The sequence below is a fragment of the Actinoplanes hulinensis genome (assembly GCF_019429605.1).
Classification (GTDB): Bacteria; Actinomycetota; Actinomycetes; order Mycobacteriales; family Micromonosporaceae; genus Actinoplanes; species Actinoplanes campanulatus.
The window spans coordinates 425,795-443,926 of sequence record NZ_JAHXZI010000002.1; the positions used below are offsets into that span (position 1 = coordinate 425,795).

Here is an 18,132-nt window from a genome sequence, read left to right on the forward strand (position 1 = left end):
CATGGCGAACATCTGCGTCTTCTGCGCCTCCTCCACCACCCTCGAACAGCGCTGGCTCGACCTTGCCACCGAGACCGGCCGGATCCTCGCCGAACGCGGGCACACGCTCGTCTCCGGCGGCGGCTCGGTCGGCATGATGGGCGCCGTGGGCGACGGCGCCCGAGCCGCCGGCGGGCACACCCTCGGCATCATCGCGCAGTGCCTCGTCGACCTGGAGGTCGCCGACCACGACTCCGACGAGCTCCAGGTCACCGGGGACATGGGCACCCGCAAGACCGTCATGATCGACCGGTCGGACGCGTTCATCACGCTGCCCGGTGGGCTCGGCACCCTCGACGAGCTGTTCGAGGTCTGGACCACCGCCACCCTCGACGTGCATCGCAAGCCGATCGTGCTGCTCGACCCGGACGGGTTCTACGACGGGCTGACCCGGTGGCTCGGTGCGCTCGTCGACCAGAAGTTCGTCCGGCCGGCCGCCATGGAGCTGCTGCTCGTCGCGCGTACCGTGCCGGAAGCCGTCGACCTGATCGAGAACGCGCTGGCCGGCCCGCGTGACGCGCCGTCCGGCACGGCCTCCGGGACGGCCAGCCCCGCCGAAGGCGCCTGACCCCGGCATCGGTCCTCCGGGCGTGAAATCCGGGGTCGATGCGCTTCCCGCCCCGGAATAACGTCGTACCGGCGTGCTCTCATAGATGCCGTGAGCACGCCGGTATCCCTCCCCCCGGTGCGCCGGCCCACCTACCGTCTGGTCCGGCGTCCCCGCCCGGTCGCGGCCGCCCTGCCCGCCGACCCGGTGCAGCGCGGCGTCATCCAGCACACCGCCGGGCCGCTCCTGGTCGTCGGCGGCCCCGGCACGGGCAAGACGTCGATGCTGGTCGAGTCGGTCGCCGCCCGGATCGCCGAGGGCACCGACCCCGAGCGCATCCTGGTGCTCACCTTCGGCCGCCGCGCGGCGGCCGCGCTGCGCGACCGCATCGAGGCACGGATCGCCGACCAGCCCGGCCGCATCGTGCACGAGCCGCTGGTGAGGACCTTCCATGCGTATGCGTTCGGCCTGCTCCGCCGGGCCGCCGCCGAGCGTGGCGAACCGTCTCCACGCCTGCTCACCGGCCCGGAGCAGGACCTGATCATCCGGGAGCTGCTGGCCGCCGTCGCCGACCCGGAGGCCACCGGCGACATCGGCTGGCCCGAGGCCCTCCGCCCGGCGCTGCCCACCCGTGCCTTCGCCCAGCAGCTGCGCGACCTCATGCAGCGCGCCGCCGAGCGTGGCGTCGGCCCGGTCGAGCTGGCCCGCCTCGGCGAGCGCCTGGGCCGCGACGACTGGCCCGCCGCCGCCCGCTTCCTCCGGGAGTATGTGGCGGTCCTCGCCCTGCGCGACGTCACCACCCGCGGCTCGGCGGCGTACGATCCGGCCGAGCTGGTCCGCGCCGCCGCCGGCCTCCTCTCCGACGAGCCCGACCTCCTCGAGGCCGAGCGCCGCCGCCTGGCGTTCGTCTATGCCGACGAACTGGCCGAGACCGACCCCGCCCAGATCGAGCTGCTCAACCTGGTCGCCGGCGGCGGCAAGCCCCTGGTCGCCTTCGCCGACCCCGACTCGTCCGTCTACGGCTTCCGGGGCGCCGACCCCGGCGTCGTCGGCACCTTCCCGGCCACCTTCCGCGCCGCCTCCGGCACCCCGGCCGAGACGATCGTCCTGCACACCAACTACCGGGCCGCTCCGTCCCTGCTCACCGCGACCGGCCGGGTCGCCCGCCGCATGCGCGGCCCGATCGGGCACCGCCCCATGCACCCACCCGCCCCGGCCGACCCCACACCCGCCGGGTCTTCGTCCGCGGGGTCTTCGGCTGCGGGATCTTCATCCGCCGGGGCTCCGTTCGCCGTGGGTGATGCGTCCGCTTCCGGGTCCGCTTTGCCGTCGGTCGGGGTGAGCGGAGCCGTGGGTGATGCGTCCGCTTCCGGGTCCGCTTTGCCGTCGGTCGGGGTGAGCGGAGCCGTGGGTGATGCGTCCGCTTCCGGGTCCGCTTCGCCGTCGGTCGGGGTGAGCGGCGAGGAGTGGGGGCCACGGCCGGAGGCGGTGGTCCGGACATTCCGGTCCACCGCCGCGGAGACGGCGTATATCGCTCACGCGCTGCGGGAAGCCCATCTGCTGCACGGGGTGCCGTGGTCGCGGATGGCGGTGCTGATGCGGTCCACGATGCTGCAACAGCCGTCGGTGCAGCGGGCGCTGGCCGCGGCCGGGGTGCCGACCGTCATCCACGCCGAGGACCTGCCGTTGCACCTGCAACCGGCGGTGGCGCCGTTCCTGCTGCTCCTGCGCTGTGCGGTGGATCCGGCGGCCCTCGACGAGGAGGCGGCCGTCGCTCTGCTGCACTCGCCGCTCGGCGGGGCCGATCCGCTGGCCGAGCGCCGGTTGCGCCAGGGGCTGCGGGCACTGGCCGTGGCCGCCGGTGACCGGCGGCCCTCGGGTGAGCTGCTGGTCGACGCGATCCGCGACCCGGCCGGGCTGGACCTGGTCGAGCGGCGGTGGGCCCGCCCGGCGCAGATGATCGCCCGCCTGATCACCGTCGCCCGGGAGGCGGCCGCCGCCCCCGGTGTCTCCGCCGAACAGGTGCTCTGGACCGTGTGGCGGGAGAGCGGCCTGCACGACCGGTGGTTCGCGATGAGCACCGGCAACGTCCCCATGCCGGACCAGCGTGACTCCGGTCGTGCCCGGCAGTGGCGCTCCGAGGCCGCCGACCGCGACCTGGACGCCATGGTGGTCCTCTTCGACGCGGCCGCCCGGTTCGTGGACCGGCTGCCCGGCGCCGGGGTCTCGGTCTTCCTCGACCACGTTCTCGGCCAGGAGCTGCCCGCCGACTCGATCGCCCCGAGCGCCGACCGTGGCGAGGCCGTCCGGCTCCTCACCGCGCATGCGGCGAAGGGCCTCGAATGGGACGTCGTGATCCTCGCCGGTGTTCAGGAGGGCATCTGGCCCGACCTGCGCCTGCGCGGCAGCCTGCTCGGCTCGGAACGCCTCGTCGACGTGCTGGCCGGCCGTCCCGCCTCGGGCCCGGCCGCGGTGGTCGCCGAGACGTCGGCCCTGCTCGACGAGGAGCGGCGGATCTTCTACGTGGCGGTCACGAGGGCACGGCGCCGCCTGGTCGTCACCGCCGTCTCGTCGGCGAGTGTGGGCGGTTCCATCGGCGAGGAACAGCCGAGCCGCTTCCTCGCCGAACTCGCCACCCCGGTCCGCCGCACCGGCGGCGATCCTCCACCCGATCCCGGCCCCTGGGACACCGGCCCTCCCCAACCCTCGTCCGGCCCGGTCGGCCCGGATGGCCCGGATGGCCCGGATGGCCCGGATGGCCCGGTCGGCCCGGATGGCCCGGTCGGCCCGGTCGGCCCGGATGGCCCGGTCGGCCCGGATGGCCCGGTCGGCCCGGTCGGCCCGGATGGCTCGCCCGATCCGGGCGACCCCGCAGGGTCGGTGGGGAGCAATGCCGCACGGCCTGTTGCGGAAGACGGGGACGCCGAGCCGTCAGACAGCGATGAGCGCGGTGCGGGGCACAGCGATTCCGCCGGCGGAGCGGCGCCGGAGGACGGGGACGCCGAGGTCGAGATCCCGATGGGTCGGCCGCCCCGGGCGCTGACCCTTGCCTCGCTGGTGGCCGAGCTTCGTACCGTCGTGGTGGGCAGTGCGGAGACGCCCAGCCGGCGGCGCGCCGCGGCGGCCGAGCTGGCCCGTCTGGCGGCGGCGGGGGTGGCGGGGGCGCATCCGGACGAGTGGTGGGGTCTGCGGCCGCTCTCCGACGACCGGCCGCTCGTCGACGAGGGCGAGGCGGTCAAGGTGACGCCGTCGTCGATGGAGAGCGCGCTGCGGTGCAGCCTGCGCTGGCTGCTGGAGCGGCACGGCGGCGCGGCCCCGGCCGGGCCCGCGCAGGGCATCGGCAACCTGGTGCACGCCGCAGCGATGCTGGCCGAGGACGCGAACGCGGACCGGGAGAAGCTGGTCGAGTACGTGTCGGCCCGGTTCGACTCGATCGAACTGGCCGCACAGTGGCTGGCCGGCTCGGAGCAGGAGCGTGCCCAGGCGATGGTCGACAAGCTGTTGCGCTGGCTGGCGGTCAACCCGCGGCGGCTGCTGGCGATCGAGCACGAGTTCACGGTCCGGCTGGAGGACGAGAGCCGGCCGATCCAGTTGACCGGCCGGGTGGACCGGCTCGAGGTGGACGAGGAGGGGCGGCTCGTCGTCATCGACCTGAAGACCGGGAAGACCACCGCCGTCTCGTCCGCCGACGTGGCCGAGAATCCGCAGCTCGGCGGCTATCAGGCGGCGATCGCGGCGGGAGCTTTCGCGGACTACGGGTCGGACAGCGGCGGTGCGGCCCTGGTGCAGCTCGGGCCCGGTAAGGACGCCCGCGAGCAGCTCCAGGTGCCGATCACCGAGGCGGCCGACCCGCAGTGGGCGTACGCGATGGTCCGCCGCACCGCCGAGACGATGGCCGCCGCCACCTTCTCCGCGGTGGCGAACAGCCGCTGCCGGGTGTGCCCGGTCCGCACCAGCTGCCCGATCTCCGGCAAGGGCCGCCAGGTCGTCGAGCCGGCCCCGGAGGGCGACGGATGACGGCCGCCGGGAAGTGCCGGGAAGAGGGGCGCGACGGATGACGTGGCGCATGGGAAAAGGTACCTGGACCACTGGATACGAGACGACCGGAAACTGATCGATGACGCAGCCGACGCTGTTCGCCGAAGGGCCGCCGCCGCGCCGCCGCGCCGCCGACTCGGGGCCCCGCTACACGCCGCGGGAGCTGGCCCGGCTGCTGCGCCTGCCGGAGCCGACCACCGAGCAGGAGGCGATCATCGCGGCGCCGGTGCAGCCGCTGCTCGTGGTGGCGGGCGCCGGCTCCGGCAAGACCGAGACGATGGCGTCGCGGGTGGTCTGGCTGGTCGCGAACGGGTACGCGCATCCCGGCGAGATCCTCGGCCTGACCTTCACCCGGAAGGCGGCCGGCGAGCTGTCGCACCGGGTCCGGACCCGGCTCGGCCAGCTGGTCCGCAGGCTGGGCCGGGACGACGCGTTCGCCGGTGAGGCCACCATCTCGACGTACCACGCCTATGCGGCCCGGGTCGTCACCGAGCACGGGCTCCGCGCCGGGTACGAACCGTCCGCGCGCCTGCTCACCGAGGCGGCCCGCTGGCAGATCGTCGACTCGCTGGTGCGCACCTACACCGGTGAGATGACGGGGCTGAACCGCGCGCCCGGCACGGTCACCGACGACGTCCTGGCACTCTCCGCGGAGCTGTCCGAGCACCTGGTCACGCCGGGCGATCTGGCGGCCTGGACCGGCCGGTTCTTCGCCGAGGTGCAGGAGTTCCCGGGCCGGATGTACAAGGACGTCTCCGAGGTGCTGCGCCGGCAGCAGGGCCGGCTCACCCTGCTGCCCCTGGTCCGGGCGTACGAGCAGCGCAAACTCGACCTGGAGGCGATGGACTTCGGGGACCAGATGGCCCGTGCCGCGCTGGTCGCCCGTGATCATCCGAAGGTCGGCGAGATCGAGCGCGGCCGGTTCCGGATCGTGCTGCTCGACGAGTACCAGGACACCAGCCACGCCCAGGTGACGATGCTGAACAACCTGTTCGGCGGCGGCCATCCGGTGACCGCGGTGGGCGACCCCTGCCAGTCGATCTACGGGTGGCGGGGCGCGTCCGCGGGGACGCTGGAGCGGTTCCCGGCGGAGTTCCGGGATTCCGGGGACCGGCCGGCCTGGGAGCGCACGCTGACCCGGAGCTGGCGCAACCGGCCGGAGATCCTGCGCGTGGCGAACACGATCTCCGCCCCGCTGCGCGCCCACGTGCACCAGCTGCAGTCGGCCGACCGGGTGGCGGCGGCGGTCGGCGGGCGGACGGTGACGTGCGCGCTGCTGCCGACGTACGCGGACGAGGCCGCCTGGATCGCCGATTCGATGCTGACCGCCTGGCGTCTGGTCGCCGGGATGCCGAGCGCCCCGGCCGCCGAGATCCCGCTCGAACAGCGCCCGACCAGCGCCGTCCTGGTGCGGGTGCGCAGCCAGATCCCGGTGCTCGAGGAGGCGCTGCGGTCCCGGGGCCTGCCGGTCGAGGTGGTCGGCCTGGGCGGCCTGCTGGACACCCCGGAGGTCCGGGACGTGGTCTGCACGCTGCGGGTGCTGGCCGACCCGGCCGACGGCGCGTCGCTGTTGCGGCTGCTCACCGGGGCGCGCTGGCGGATCGGCCCACGCGATCTGGTGGCCCTGCACCGGCGGGCCCGGGCGATCGCGGCGGCCCGGGCGGCCGCCTCCGGCCGGTCCGGCGACGACCCTGAGGAGATCAACACCGACCGTCTGGACGACGCCACGCTGGTGGAGGCGCTGGCCGACCCGGGTTCTCCCCGGCAGTACTCGGGGGAGGGCTACCGCCGGGTGCGGGACTACGGCCGTGAGCTGGCCGCTCTGCGCCGCCGCCTGGACCAGCCGCTGCCCGACCTGCTCGCCGACATCGAGCGCACCATCGGCCTGGACGTGGAGGTGGCGGTGCGCGGCTGGGCGGCCGGTGACGCCGGGCTGGCCCGCGGCCACCTGGACGCGCTGGGCGAGGCGGCGACCCGCTACATCACCGAGAACGAGACCGGCACCCCGGCCGGGTTCCTGGCCTTCCTGGCGGCCGCCGAGGAGGAGGAACGCGGTCTGGAGCCGGGCCAGGTGGATGTGGTCGAGGGCGCGGTGCAGATCCTGACCGCGCACGCCGCGAAGGGCCTGGAGTGGGACGTGGTCTCGGTCGCCGGCCTGTGCCGGGGGGTCTGGCCGGGCCTGGTCCGCTCCTCCGACCACTACCTCGGCGGTATCGGGGTGCTGCCGTTTCCGCTGCGTGGCGACTCGTCGGGGCTTCCGGCGCTGGATCTCGGCGACGCCGTCGAACAGAAGGGCGTCGCCGCCGCGGTGACCGATTTCGGTCGTGCCTGGCGGGAGCACGACGAGCGGGAGGAGCGCCGCCTGGCCTATGTCGCGGTGACCCGGCCACGCCGCCTGCTGCTCTGCTCCGGCTATTGGTGGGGGGACGGGGTGAAGCGCCCGCGCGGCCCGTCGGTCTTCCTCGACGAGATCCGCGCGGCCTGCGCCGACGGTGCGGGGGTGGTGGACGTCTGGACGCCGGAGCCGGCGCCCGGCGACACCAATCCGAGCGATCAGGTGGTGGCGACCGCCGAGTGGCCGGCCGATCCGCTCGGTCTGCGCCGCCCGGCGATGGCGGCCGCCGCCGACCTGATCCGCCGCATGATCGAGAACCCGGACGCCTCCGCGGCCGAGGCGTTCGCCGACCTGGCCGCCGCGGATCCGGAGGTCGCGGCCCGGGCCGGCCTGGCGGCCGACCTCGTCGGCCTTGCCGAGGAGGGCGCCGGCTGGTCGGTCCCCTCACCCCGCTCACCAGACAAAACGTCCAAATCCGGGGTACGGCGGAGCGAGGGCGATTCCGGCCCCCACCCGGACGACAGTGCCGGTGTGGCGACCCCGGAAGTGGCCGCGACCGAAAACGATCGGCCGGCCGCCGCGCAGGCCGAGGTGGCTGGTGACGCCGGACCCGACGCGAGCGGGGCCGACGCGAGCGGGGCCGCGCCAAGAGCGGAAGCGGCCGGGGCGGACGGGCGTGACCGGGCGGAGGTGGTGGCCGCGGTGGAGGCGGCCGACCGGGCGGCCGAGGCCGGGGATCCGGACATCGCCCGGTGGCGGCACGAGGCGCGGCTGCTGCTGGCCGAGCGGGCCGAGCGCACCCGTCAGGAGGGCCCGATCGAGGTGGTGGTGCCCCCGCACCTGTCGGTGTCCCAGCTCGTGGTGCTACGCCGGGATCCGCAGGCCCTGGCCCGCTCGTTGCGCCGCCCGTTGCCGCAGCGGCCCGCCCCGCACGCCCGCCGGGGCACGGCCTTCCACGCCTGGCTGGAGCAGCGGTTCGGGTCGGCGCGGCTGATCGACATCGACGAGCTGCCGGGCGCGGCCGACGACGACGCGGCCGGTGACGACGAGATGGCCCTGCTCCAGGAGGCGTTCCTGACCGGGGAGTGGGCGGAGCGGACGCCGGTCGAGGTGGAGGTGCCGTTCGCCACGACCGTCGCCGGGGTGGTGATCCGGGGGCGGATGGACGCGGTCTTCGCCGATCCGGGCGGCCGGTTTGACGTGATCGACTGGAAGACCGGGCGGCGGCCGGGCGGTGCGGAGGCCGAGGCGGCGGCGGTGCAGCTGGCCGCCTACCGGATCGCCTGGGCGTCGCTGGCCGGGGTGCCGGTGCGCAAGGTGCGTGCCGGGTTCCACTACGTCCGGGAGCAGGTCACGGTCCGGCCCACCGACCTGATGGAGGCCGCCGAGCTGGCCGCCCTGATCGAGGAGATCCCGGCCGACTCGCTCTGACCACTCCCGCGGCCCGGAGCGGGACCACCGATCTCAGCCCGGCGGCGCGTCGCGGGCCCGCCCCGGCAGATGATCGCGGGGTGCCGCGGGACGGGGTGGATTCGGCGGGTTCGAGGTCGTCCGTACCGGAAAGGGGTTCAGAAGGCCGCCGCCAGGACGTGCAGGAGGGCGGCCGCGTAGGCCTCCTCGGCGTGGGCGGCCGTGAAGGTGTGCTCGTGGCCGAGCAGCTCGACGCGGACCAGGTGGCCGCCGGGCTCCCGGCGCAGCTCGCGGAAGGTGCCGCCGAGCAGCTCGCGGAGCTGATCCTCGCGTGGCAGCCAGAGCGCCTCGCCCAGATCGACGTCGTCGAGCGCCCACTCGGTGGTGCCGTTGAAGGCGATGATTCGTCCCTCCGGGCGGTCGTGCACCTGGATCAGCATGTTGCTGAGCACGAACAGCTCGTCGTCCAGATCCCGGTCCGGGATGGCGAAACGGTCGCCGAGCTGTGGCTTCCAGGCCAGTCCGGCGGCCTTGAGCTGCCGCGCCACTTGTACGCCGAGCACTTCCCGACCCCTGTTCCCGTGCTACGCTGGCCCACGTTGTCAGTTTGGTTCCCAAGTACTCAGGAGCGCCTGTGGGGAAGTCTGCCCCAGGCGCTCTTTGTCGTAACCCGGGTTTCTCCGGTCGGGCGATCAGTACGACAGCACGAGACCCACAGAATGCGGGTCTTATTACCTCGTTCCCGTCCATAATGGTCGGGAATGATCGATCGTCGAGGAGACGAGCATGGTTACCGGTGTTGTGAAGTGGTTCAACGCGGACAAGGGCTTCGGGTTCATCACCCCGGACGACGGCGGCGCCGACGTCTTCGCCCACTTCTCCGCGATCCAGATGTCGGGCTACCGCTCCCTGGAGGAGAACCAGCGGGTGGAGTTCGAGGTGACCCAGGGCCAGAAGGGTCCGCAGGCGGCCAACATCCGTTCTGTCTGACTCACGCTGAGCCTCGGCCGCGGATAGCGGCCGGCACCGAGTGAGGTCGGCGCCGTACCCGGTCAGGGTGCGGCGCCGATGCCGTTCCGGGGCCTTTCACGCATCGAGGGCCCCCGGCGCGCCGGAAGCCCTCGATGGTCGGTTTCGGTCAAATAGGCCTCAGGCGGCCGTGCCGCTCGGCAGCGGGGCGGTGCCGCCCAGGTGCGCCGGCAGCCACCAGCGGTCGTCCGGGCCGGAGGGCTTCGCCGGGTACGCCCGCTGGACCGCGTCGAGCAGCTCGGTGAGCCGCTCCTTCAGGGTCGCGGTGATCGCCTCGGGGTTGGCGTCCGCGGGGACCTCGATCGCCTCGCCGATCTTGATGAGCACCGGCACGTGCCGCTTGGTCAGCTCCTTCTTGCGGCCCTTGGTCCACAGCCGGTGCGGACCCCAGACGGCCATCGGGATGAGCGGCACCCCGGCCTCCTGGGCCATCCGGGCGGCACCCGACTTCAGCGTCTTCACGGTGAAGGACTCGCTGATCGTCGCCTCCGGGAAGACGCCGACGATCTCGCCGCCGCGCAGCGACTCGATGGCGTGCTTGAAGGCGGCGGTGCCGGCCTTGCGGTCGACCGGGATGTGCCGCATGCCGCGCATCAGCGGGCCACTGATCTTGTGGTCGAAGACCTGCTTCTTCGCCATGAACCGGACCAGCCGCTTGGCGGGCTGGCAGCCCAGGCCGCAGTAGATGAAGTCCAGGTAGCTGGAGTGGTTACTGGCCAGCACCGCCCCGCCGCTCGTCGGGATGTGCTCGGCGCCCTCGACTTCGATCTTGTTGTCGAGCACGCGGAACATCGTCTTGGCAAGGGCGACGACCGGGGGATACACCAGTTCCATGGCAGCACGGTAGCCGACGTTTCCGGGATCGGCGTAGGTCGGCCGGACAAACCCGGCGGGCCTACCGGCTCGTGGGATGTCGGCGCCCGTGGTGTTCACTGGAGTCATGACCGATGCGCGTCCTGATCCGTCCCCATGGGCATCGGGGATGGTCACCGCGTACGGCGTACCCCCGCAGTCTCCGCCGCAACCGCCCACCCCGCCGAAGGCGCCTCCGCCGGACGGGCCACGCCGGCGCCGGCGGCAGTTGATGATCTTCGGTGGTGTCGCCGGGGCGATCGTGGCGATCGGCCTCACCGTCCTGCTGATCGTGATCGTGGGCGGCGACGGCCACCCGTTCGGGTCGAAGGCCGGCCCACCGGCCGATGTGCGGCCGCCGCTGGCGCAGGCCTGCCCGGCGCCCACCGTCGCGCCGAGCGCCGCCCCCACAGTCGCGCCGGGCGTGCCGCCGCCGGCCCCCGGGGAGCGCACGGTCGACGACGTTGCCGGCATCTCCTACCAGCGGTACGGCGCCCCCTGGGAGACCTGGACCGACGTCTGGGAGGCGGGGACGCTGCGGGTGCCCTACCGGGCCGGGCAGCATTTCGTGACCGAGGTCTACAGCGGCGGCAGCTACCACGCCTCGATCCTGTCGGCGGCGGTGCCGGCGGCCGACAACGACGCCGTCACGCTGGATCTGGAGTGTGTCGGGCGGCAGGTCGCGGCGGACGTGCGGGCCGAGTACTACCCGCAGCCGAACCGGATGGAGCCGCTGCGCGACGAGGTGACGACGCTGGGCGGGCGGCCCGCCTGGGTGAGCCAGTTCCGGCTGCGCTTCTCCGAAGCCGGGCTGACCGCCACCGAGGAGCTGTCCGCGGTGGCGGTCATCGACGTCGGGAAACCGACGGCCGCGATTCTGTACGTCTCGGTGCCCGGCACCCACAAGCAGTTCGACCACGTCATCGACGAGGTGCTCGAGTCGGTCCGGCCGCTCTAGACCTCTAGTTGCCGGTCAGGCCCCAGCGCTTGCGCAGGGCGTTGTCCGCCGTGTTGAACAGGATGTCGATCAGAATGCCGATGATCAGCACGACGATGATGTAGCTGATCACCAGCGAGGCCTCGTGCAGGTCCCGGGCGTTCTGCATGCGGGCGCCGACGGACAGCGCGCCCGGCACGATGACCAGCAGCTCACCGGCCATCAGGCTGCGCCAGGAGAACGCCCAGCCCTGCTTGAGCCCGGAGATGAAGGACGGCAGCGACGCCGGCAGGATCAGGTGCCGGTATTTGGACAGGCCCTTCATGCCCAGCACCTGGCCCACCCGCAGCCAGGTCCGCGGCACGTAGTCGATGCCGCTGATCAGGCCGTTCGCCACCGAGGGCGCGGCGCCGATGACCACCACGAACATGATGGCGCTCTCGCTGAGCTGGAAGAGCAGGATGGCCAGCGGGAACCACATGATCGACGGCATGGTCTGCAGGCCGGTGATCAGTGAGCCGATCGCGGCCCGCAGCGGGGCGAACCGGGAGACCGCCGCGCCGATCACGGTGCCGATGGCGACCGCGAGCAGGAAGCCGGTGAAGGCCCTGGTCAGGGTCAGCCGTACGCCGTCCCAGAAGTCCGGCGTGGTGGCGAGCTCCTTCAGGTCGGCGAACACGTCGACCGGGCCGGGCAGCACGTAGGTGGGCTTCCACTCGGAGAGCACCACGAGCTGCCAGGCGGCGATCGCGATGGCGACGGCCAGCAGCTTGGGCCAGGCGCTGTTCCAGATCCGCCGGCCGCGGTCGCCCTTGTCCGGCCGGGGTGCGAGTTCCAGCGCGTCGAGGCCGCTGACCTCGTCGGCCGTCTTGTCGGCGGTGATGGCCTCAGTTGGCATGACGGGCGACCTCCGCACGAAGCCGGTCGGTGATCTCGGCGGCCTGGGCGGCCACCTCGGTCGAGTCGATACGCCGCGGGCGCGGGTGATCGATCTTGAAGTCCTCGAGGACCCGGCCCGGCCGGCTGCTCAGCAGGACGACCCGGTCCCCGAGCCGGACCGCCTCCCGGACGTTGTGCGTCACGAAGAGGACGGTGAGCTCCTGCTCGCGCCAGATCCGCTCCAGCTCGTCGTGCAGGATGTCGCGGGTCATCGCGTCCAGTGCGCCGAACGGCTCGTCCATCAGCAGGATGTCGGCGTTCTGAGCCAGTGCCCGGGCCAGCGCCACCCGCTGCCGCATGCCGCCGGACAGCTCGTGCGGCCGCTTGCCGCCGAAGCCGCCCAGCCGGACGATCTCCAGCAGCTCCTGCGCCCGCTTGCGGCGGTCGGCCCGGCCGACGCCCCGTAGGCGCAGTGCCAGCTCGACGTTGCCGGCCACCGACAGCCAGGGGAAGAGGGCGGCCTCCTGGAACATCAGGGAGATGTGCTTGCCGTTGATCTCCAGGGTCCCGCCGGTGATCTTGTCCAGGCCCGCCACCAGGGACAACAGCGTGCTCTTGCCGCACCCGGACGCACCGAGGAGGCAGACGAACTCGCCCTTGTCGACGGTGAGCGAGACGTGGTCGAGGGCGAGCAGCGCATTGCTGCCCGAACCGTACTGTTTGGTGACGTCGTCGATCCGCACTACCGTGCTCATGCTCGCCCTCCCATCACTCGGAGAATCAGTCCGTCAGGCCGCGGCGTCGCTGACCGCGGACTGGCCCTCGGCCTTGAGCACCTCGTTGAGCAGGGTCAGGTCGTAGATGCCCTTGAGGTCGACCGGGTCCAGCAGGTCCACCGACTCGGCGTTCTTCGCGCTGGTGTACAGCGAGGAGGCGATCGGGTCGTGGGTGAACTTCAGGTTCTTGAACGCGGACGCGAGGATCTCCGGCTTGAGCGCCTTGCCGGACAGCTTCTCGATCTGGGCGTTCGCGGCGGCCTGCGCGTCGGCGTTGCTGGTCTCGATGAACTTGACCGACTTGACGTGGCCCTGGATCAGCTTCTTGACCGTGCCCGGGTACTTCTTCAGGAATTCCTGGCTGACGATCAGGTGCGTGGTGACGAACTCGCCGTTCGGCCACAGGGTCTTCTCGTCGACGAGCAGCTTGCCCTTGGACTCGAGGATCAGCCGGCTCAGGTTGGGCTCGGGCACCCAGGCGCCGTCGATCGCGCCCTGGGCGAAGGCCTGGAGCGCGGTCGCGTTGTCCTGCGGCAGCACCGAGACGTCGCCGCCGCCCTGCTTGTCGGCGTTCAGGCCGTTCTGCTTCAGCCAGGCGCGCAGCGCGACGTCCTGGGTGTTGCCCAGCTGCGGGGTGGCGATCTTCTTGCCCTTGAGGTCGGCCGGAGTGTTGATGCCCTCCTTGACCACCAGGCCGGCGCCACCCGAGGTGCTGCCGGCGACGATCTTCAGCGCCTGGCCCTTGGACTCGGACCAGCCGTTGATCGCCGGGTTCGGGCCGATGTAGGTCGCGTCGATCGCGCCGGAGAAGAGCGCCTCGATCGCGGCCGGGCCGGCGTTGAAGGTCTTCTCCTCCAGCTTGGTGCTGCCCAGGGCCTCGGTGAAGAAGCCCTTGTTGACACCGACCAGGGCCGGCGCGTGGGTGATGTTCGGGAAGTAACCCAGACGGATGGATTCGGCCTCGGCGGCGCCGGAGCCGGCCGCGGCTGGGGTCTCCTCGTCCGAACCGCAGGCGGCGAGGGCGGTCGAGGCCAGAACGGCGGCGGTGGCGAAGGCGAGCGCGCGTATGGTGCGGGAGCTCATGCTCACTCCTAATTTCGTTTCACTGAATTACTGGAGAGTTCGGCCAGGGTCTTGTGGTCGACCACACCCTCGATGGCCGCCTCGACGGCCACCCACACGTCATGCAGCGCCGTCGCCGCACCGTGGTAGGTCGCCGTGGACGTGGGCAGGCCGCGAACCGTGGTGAGGGCCCCGCCGACGGCGCGTACGACGTCGCCGACGGTGATCTCCTCGGCCGGGCGGGCCAGCGCGTATCCGCCGTCCACCCCGCGATGGCTGTGCAGCAGCCCGGCGCGGCGCAGATCGAGCAGGATGCCCTGGAGGAAGCTCAGCGGGATCTCCTGGGCGGCCGCCAGCCCGGCGGCCTTGACCAGGTGCGGATGTTCCGCGGTGACCGCGAGCATCGCGCGTACGGCGTAGTCCGTGCGTGCCGAGACATACACGACGCGCGCCCCCTTCCCCGTGTTCACCTATCTGTTGGATGGGAATACTGGGCCATGTGGGGTTGGTGCGTCAAGTCCGTCCCAGGGGTGATGTCCCCGTCCGATTCGCGGCAGAAGATCGGGAACGGATATTGATGTATTTACCCGGCGTCGCCACTCGACTACGGAGCAGCGTCCGCTAGATTCGTACCGTGGCGCCCAGAATCAAGATCCCCGCGACGAAATACCCGGTCGAGCGGTTCACTCTCGGCAACGGTCTGCGCGTGGTCCTCTCCCCGGATCGCAGCGCCCCCGTGGTCGGTGTGGCAGTCGTCTACGACGTCGGCATCCGCAGCGAGCCGGAAGGCCGCACCGGGTTCGCCCATCTCTTCGAGCACCTGATGTTCCAGGGCTCGGAGAACCTGGAGAAGCTGGCGCACTTCCGCCACGTGCAGGGCGCGGGCGGCAGTTTCAACGGCTCCACCCACCTGGACTACACCGACTACTTCGAGGTGCTGCCGTCCGGCGGCCTCGAGCGCGCGCTCTTCCTCGAGGCCGACCGCATGCGCGGCCCCCGGCTCACCGAGGAGAACCTGCGCAACCAGGTCGACGTGGTCAAGGAGGAGATCCGGGTCAACGTGCTGAACCGGCCGTACGGCGGGTTCCCGTGGCTCAAGTTGCCACCGGTGATGTTCGAGACCTTCCCGAACGCGCACGACGGATACGGCTCGTTCGAGGACCTGGAGAGCGCCACGGTCGAGGACGCGCGGGGGTTCTTCGACCGCTACTACGCCTGCGGCAACGCGGTCCTGTCGGTGGCCGGCGACTTCGACGTGGCCGAGGCGACCGCCATGATCGAGCGGCACTTCGGTGACGTACCCGCCCGTCCCGCCCCGCGGCTGCCCGACTTCTTCGAGCCGGACCTGACGGCGGAGCGCCGGGAGTCGTACGTCGATCGCATCGCCCCGCTGCCCGCGGTGGCCGGCGGCTGGCGTGTGCCGGACCCGATCGGGACCTTCGACGACTACCTGCCGTTCGTGGTGCTCGCCGAGGTGCTCACCGACGGTGACGCCTCCCGGCTTGTGGAGCGCCTGGTCCAGCGGGACCGGACGGCCACCACCCTGGGCGGCTACCTCGGCTTCATGGGCGACGAGTACCAGGTGCGCAACCCCACCGCGCTGCTGCTCCAGGCCCACCTGCCGCCCGGTGGCGACGCCGACAAGGTGCTGCGGACCATCGACGAGGAGCTGGACCGGCTCGCCGCCGACGGTCTCAAGCCGGGCGAGTTGGACCGCACCCAGGCCCGGATGGCGACCCGCCTGCTGAACGGCACCGACGACGTGCTCGGCCGGGCGCTGCCGATGGCTGTGCTGGAATTGCAGCGAGGCCGCCCCGAGCTGCTGAACGACCTGCCCAAGCTGATCAGCGAGGTGCGCGCGGAGCAGATCGTCGCCGCCGCGGCCACCCTGCGGCCCGAGCGCCGCGCCTCCGTCGAAGTGATCCCGGGAGCCACGGCATGACCAAGACCCTGCCGGACCTGGTGCCGGACGCTGAGCTGAACCTGCCCCTGGAGAGGGAGCGCACCCTTCCCAACGGCCTCACCGTGATCGCCATCCGCCGGTCCGCCGTGCCGCTGGTCGAGGTGCGGCTGCGGATCCCGTTCGGGCGGGCGCCGCTGGCCCCGGCCACCCTGCTGTCGCAGGCCCTGCTCACCGGCACCAGCGCCATGTCGAGCATCGACATCGCGGCCGAGTTGCAGGCCGTCGGCGGCAGCCTGGCCGCCGGGCTCGACCCGGACCGCCTGCTGATCAGCGGCAACGCCCTCGCCGACGGGCTCGACCGGACTCTGGAGCTGCTCGCCGGGGTGCTCACCGGCGCCGCCTACCCGGAGACCGAGGTGGCCACCGAACGAGAGCGGCTGGTCGACCACATCCAGGTCGCCCTCAGCCAGCCCGGCCACCTGGCCCGCGTGGCGCTGCTCAGCCGGATGTACGGAGCCCATCCGTACGCGGTGCAGACCCCCGGCCCGGAGGAGGTCCGCGCCGTCGAGCCGGCCGCCCTGCGCGAGCTGCACGCCGAGCGGGTCCGCCCGGACGGCGCGGTGCTGGTGCTCGTCGGCGACATCGACCCGGAGCAGGCCATCGATACCGCCGACAAGATCCTCGGCGGCTGGACCGGCAGCGCCCCGGACGGGACCATCCCGGCCACCCCCGCGCTGGAGACCGGCCCGCTGCTGCTCGTGGACCGGCCCGGCTCGGTGCAGTCCTCGCTGCGGATCGCACTGCCCGCGCTCACCCGCACCGACCCCGACTACGCCGCCCTCTACCTGGCCAACCTGGTCTTCGGCGGCTACTTCTCGTCCCGCTGGACGGAGAACATCCGGGAGGACAAGGGCTACACCTACGGGTCGTACTCGTCGATCGAGCACTATGTCGCCGGTTCCGCCCTGGTCGCGGCCGCCGAGGTGGCCACCGAGGTGACCGGCCCGTCCCTGCTCGAGACGCAGTACGAGCTGGGCCGCATCGCCAGCCTCGCCCCCGGTGAGGAGGAGCTGGAGCAGGCCCGCCGGTACGCCCTCGGAGCCCTCCGCCTCAACATGTCCACGCAGGCCGGCCTGGCCGGGCTGGCCAGCATCTACGCCGGCTTCGGGCTGCGCCTCAACCACCTGCGCGACTACTCGGCGGCGCTGTCGGCCGCCACCCGTGAGGAGGTCGCCGCCGCGGCCGCGAAGTACCTCGCCCCGTCCCGCGCGGTGACCGTCGTCCTGGGTGACGCCGAGCGGATCGAGGCACAGCTCGCCGCGCTGACCGCCGTGGAGCGCGGCGCGGCGTGACCAGTTCCGAAGAACTGGGCGGCCCACCGCTCGCACGCACCACCCTCGACCGTGCCGCCCACCGCCGCAAGGACGAGGACTGGCTCGCCGCCGCCTGGGACCGCGGCCAGGTCGTCGTGGTGGACCTGGCCAAGGGCGGCCGGGCGCTGGTCACCGACCGTCCCGACGGCGGCTCCGCGCTGGTCCTGGTGCCGCCGTCGGAGGCGCCGGAAGGGGAGCGCTGGTTTCTCGGCACCGGTCCGGACGACACCCCGTTCTGGGCCGTCGACGCCCCGCTCACGGCGGGCGACGGCACCCGGTCCATGGATCTGCGCTCGGTCGGGCACCTGCTCGACGCCCGCGACACCGGCCTGTTGACCACCGCGGTCGCCCTCGGGAACTGGCATCGCAGTCACCAGTTCTCCCCGCGTACCGGGAAACCGACCGTCGCGGTGGAGGCAGGGTGGGCGCGAGTCGACCCGGACGGCGGCCTGATGTGGCCGCGGACCGACCCGGCGATGATCATCCTGGTGCACGACGGGGTACCGGGTCCGGCCGGCCGCTGCCTGCTCGGGCACAACGCGGCCTGGCCGCCCCGGCCGGACGGCAGCCGGCGTTTCTCCTGCCTGGCGGGCTTCGTCGAGGCCGGCGAGTCGGCCGAGGCCGCGGTCGCCCGCGAGGTGCACGAGGAGGTCGGCGTCCGCCTCTCCGAGATCCGGTACGAGGGCAGCCAGTCCTGGCCGTACCCCGGCTCGCTGATGCTCGGCTTCCACGGCATCGCCGATCCGGCCCAGCCGCTGGTCCTGGACCCGGAGGAGATCGACGAGGCGCACTGGTTCACCCGGGAGGCGGTCGCGAAGATGGTCGCCGGCGACGGCACGCCGGCCCTGCCGATGAACTCGTCGATCGCCTTCTACCTGATCGAGAAGTGGCTCCACGAGGATCCGGAAACTTTTTCCGGTTAGGCGGCAACCAATCCGAGGGGTCGTCGCGT

Annotated in this window: 14 protein-coding genes; 8 read left to right on the top strand and 6 right to left on the bottom strand. The window is 72.6% G+C overall.

What is annotated here, in order from left to right; all coding sequences use genetic code 11:
- Window position 1 precedes the first annotated feature (1 nt).
- The 3 genes from KZ829_RS05805 (at window position 2) to KZ829_RS05815 (ending at window position 8,390) form a co-directional block, all read left to right on the top strand.
- Window positions 2–607 (top strand): LOG family protein, encoded by a 606-nt coding sequence (locus tag KZ829_RS05805; protein WP_220142780.1) that lies wholly within the window; start codon window positions 2–4, stop codon window positions 605–607.
- 90 nt (window positions 608–697) lie between these two features.
- Entirely contained in the window at window positions 698–4,603 is a 3,906-nt protein-coding gene (locus KZ829_RS05810) for an ATP-dependent helicase (protein WP_220142781.1), read from the top strand.
- Window positions 4,604–4,703: 100 nt separating this feature from the next.
- Window positions 4,704–8,390: an ATP-dependent helicase gene (locus KZ829_RS05815; RefSeq protein ID WP_220142782.1), complete on the top strand. Its 3,687-nt coding sequence runs from the start codon at window positions 4,704–4,706 to the stop codon at window positions 8,388–8,390.
- Between the two features lie 137 nt (window positions 8,391–8,527).
- Here KZ829_RS05815 and KZ829_RS05820 read toward each other — a convergent pair whose 3' ends face one another.
- A complete protein-coding gene (locus KZ829_RS05820; RefSeq protein WP_220142783.1) occupies window positions 8,528–8,932 on the bottom strand; it encodes a pilus assembly protein CpaE in 405 nt (134 codons plus the stop codon).
- A 223-nt stretch (window positions 8,933–9,155) separates the two neighbouring features.
- On the opposite strand from KZ829_RS05820, the gene cspE reads away from it, so the two are divergent.
- Entirely contained in the window at window positions 9,156–9,359 is a 204-nt protein-coding gene (cspE, locus tag KZ829_RS05825; protein WP_014447450.1) for a transcription antiterminator/RNA stability regulator CspE, read from the top strand.
- Window positions 9,360–9,518: 159 nt separating this feature from the next.
- Here the strand turns inward: cspE and KZ829_RS05830 are convergent, their stop codons facing one another.
- Window positions 9,519–10,232 carry a lysophospholipid acyltransferase family protein gene (locus tag KZ829_RS05830; protein WP_220142784.1) on the bottom strand — a complete coding sequence of 238 codons (714 nt, stop codon included), beginning with the start codon at window positions 10,230–10,232 and terminating at the stop codon, window positions 9,519–9,521.
- 106 nt (window positions 10,233–10,338) lie between these two features.
- Between KZ829_RS05830 and KZ829_RS05835 the strand changes: the two genes are divergently transcribed.
- Window positions 10,339–11,208 (top strand): hypothetical protein, encoded by an 870-nt coding sequence (locus KZ829_RS05835; protein ID WP_220142785.1) that lies wholly within the window; start codon window positions 10,339–10,341, stop codon window positions 11,206–11,208.
- Between the two features lie 4 nt (window positions 11,209–11,212).
- On the opposite strand, the gene KZ829_RS05840 is transcribed toward KZ829_RS05835, so the two are convergent.
- The 4 genes from KZ829_RS05840 to KZ829_RS05855 are packed head-to-tail and all read right to left on the bottom strand — an operon-like array spanning window position 11,213 to window position 14,347.
- Window positions 11,213–12,085: an ABC transporter permease gene (locus KZ829_RS05840; RefSeq protein ID WP_220142786.1), complete on the bottom strand. Its 873-nt coding sequence runs from the start codon at window positions 12,083–12,085 to the stop codon at window positions 11,213–11,215.
- Window positions 12,075–12,821, bottom strand: coding sequence for an ABC transporter ATP-binding protein (locus KZ829_RS05845; RefSeq protein ID WP_220142787.1), 747 nt, complete (start codon window positions 12,819–12,821; stop codon window positions 12,075–12,077). Before KZ829_RS05845 ends, KZ829_RS05840 begins: the two co-directional genes overlap by 11 nt.
- A 33-nt stretch (window positions 12,822–12,854) precedes the next feature.
- Window positions 12,855–13,925: an ABC transporter substrate-binding protein gene (locus KZ829_RS05850; protein WP_220142788.1), complete on the bottom strand. Its 1,071-nt coding sequence runs from the start codon at window positions 13,923–13,925 to the stop codon at window positions 12,855–12,857.
- An 8-nt stretch (window positions 13,926–13,933) separates the two neighbouring features.
- Window positions 13,934–14,347, bottom strand: coding sequence for an RrF2 family transcriptional regulator (locus tag KZ829_RS05855; protein WP_220142789.1), 414 nt, complete (start codon window positions 14,345–14,347; stop codon window positions 13,934–13,936).
- Between the two features lie 191 nt (window positions 14,348–14,538).
- On the opposite strand from KZ829_RS05855, the gene KZ829_RS05860 reads away from it, so the two are divergent.
- The 3 genes from KZ829_RS05860 to nudC are packed head-to-tail and all read left to right on the top strand — an operon-like array spanning window position 14,539 to window position 18,103.
- Window positions 14,539–15,846, top strand: coding sequence for a M16 family metallopeptidase (locus KZ829_RS05860; RefSeq protein WP_220142790.1), 1,308 nt, complete (start codon window positions 14,539–14,541; stop codon window positions 15,844–15,846).
- A complete protein-coding gene (locus tag KZ829_RS05865; protein ID WP_220142791.1) occupies window positions 15,843–17,159 on the top strand; it encodes a M16 family metallopeptidase in 1,317 nt (438 codons plus the stop codon). The genes KZ829_RS05860 and KZ829_RS05865 overlap by 4 nt, the downstream gene beginning before the upstream one ends.
- The gene (nudC, locus tag KZ829_RS05870) at window positions 17,156–18,103 is read left to right on the top strand and encodes an NAD(+) diphosphatase (protein ID WP_308285355.1); all 948 of its coding nucleotides are present in this window, start codon (window positions 17,156–17,158) and stop codon (window positions 18,101–18,103) included. Before KZ829_RS05865 ends, nudC begins: the two co-directional genes overlap by 4 nt.
- The last annotated feature ends 29 nt before the right edge of the window (window positions 18,104–18,132 follow it).

What these genes read in the sequence shown, in the direction of transcription:
- cspE (WP_014447450.1), top strand. Translation starts at nt 9,156, where the DNA reads ATGGTTACCGGTGTTGTGAAGTGGTTCAACGCGGACAAGGGCTTCGGG.
- KZ829_RS05835 (WP_220142785.1), top strand. Translation starts at nt 10,339, where the DNA reads ATGACCGATGCGCGTCCTGATCCGTCCCCATGGGCATCGGGGATGGTC.
- KZ829_RS05840 (WP_220142786.1), bottom strand. Translation starts at nt 12,085, where the DNA reads ATGCCAACTGAGGCCATCACCGCCGACAAGACGGCCGACGAGGTCAGC.
- KZ829_RS05830 (WP_220142784.1), bottom strand. Translation starts at nt 10,232, where the DNA reads ATGGAACTGGTGTATCCCCCGGTCGTCGCCCTTGCCAAGACGATGTTC.
- KZ829_RS05850 (WP_220142788.1), bottom strand. Translation starts at nt 13,925, where the DNA reads ATGAGCTCCCGCACCATACGCGCGCTCGCCTTCGCCACCGCCGCCGTT.
- KZ829_RS05865 (WP_220142791.1), top strand. Translation starts at nt 15,843, where the DNA reads ATGACCAAGACCCTGCCGGACCTGGTGCCGGACGCTGAGCTGAACCTG.
- KZ829_RS05805 (WP_220142780.1), top strand. Translation starts at nt 2, where the DNA reads ATGGCGAACATCTGCGTCTTCTGCGCCTCCTCCACCACCCTCGAACAG.
- KZ829_RS05845 (WP_220142787.1), bottom strand. Translation starts at nt 12,821, where the DNA reads ATGAGCACGGTAGTGCGGATCGACGACGTCACCAAACAGTACGGTTCG.
- KZ829_RS05815 (WP_220142782.1), top strand. Translation starts at nt 4,704, where the DNA reads ATGACGCAGCCGACGCTGTTCGCCGAAGGGCCGCCGCCGCGCCGCCGC.